Source organism: Flagellimonas halotolerans, from assembly GCF_035818535.1.
GTDB classification, from domain to species: domain Bacteria; phylum Bacteroidota; class Bacteroidia; order Flavobacteriales; family Flavobacteriaceae; genus Flagellimonas; species Flagellimonas halotolerans.
In genome coordinates, this window is the sequence record NZ_JAYKYV010000044.1 from 1 (window position 1) to 517 (window position 517).

The window sequence follows — 517 nt, forward strand, 5'->3', positions numbered from 1 at the left end:
CCCTTGATCCCGAAGTAGAGCAAATGGTCCGCGTCCAGTTGGATGTTGTACGACACATCGATGGCCATCCATGTCTGTTGCTCGATAAAGGTCCTGTCATTGAGGATGGACACGCCAATCCCCACGTTGCTGCCCACGGGCATGCCGAAAATGGCACTTTGGCTCTCGGGGGCACCTTCAACGCCCGCCCATTGGCTCCTTATGCCCAAGGAGAGCTCGGCAGCCTCCGAGCTTCCGGCAAAGGCGGGGTTGTAGATGTTCATGTTGTAGCGGTAAAAGGTATAGTTGGGGTCCTGCTGTGCGCTTACCGAGAGGGAAAGCACAAGGAACAGGGCCAGTAATTGTATGTTATTGAATAGTCTCATCGTTTTTGTATGGTGTTTTTTGTTCTGTTGGTATTAATAGTTGATGAAGATCCAGCCCTGCAATGGAGCGTTGCCGTCCCCTAGGTCGATGACATATAGGTAGGAACCTGCGGGAAGTTTTTCACTTCTGTCCTTGTAGAAGCCTTCCCAGT

1 protein-coding gene is annotated in these 517 nt (G+C 51.6%); it reads right to left on the bottom strand.

Going from position 1 to position 517, the window contains the following annotated elements:
* Positions 1 to 365: PorP/SprF family type IX secretion system membrane protein (locus VM932_RS16710; protein WP_326280441.1), on the bottom strand; the 365-nt coding region annotated here is incomplete at its 3' end.
* Positions 366 to 517: the final 152 nt, after the last annotated feature.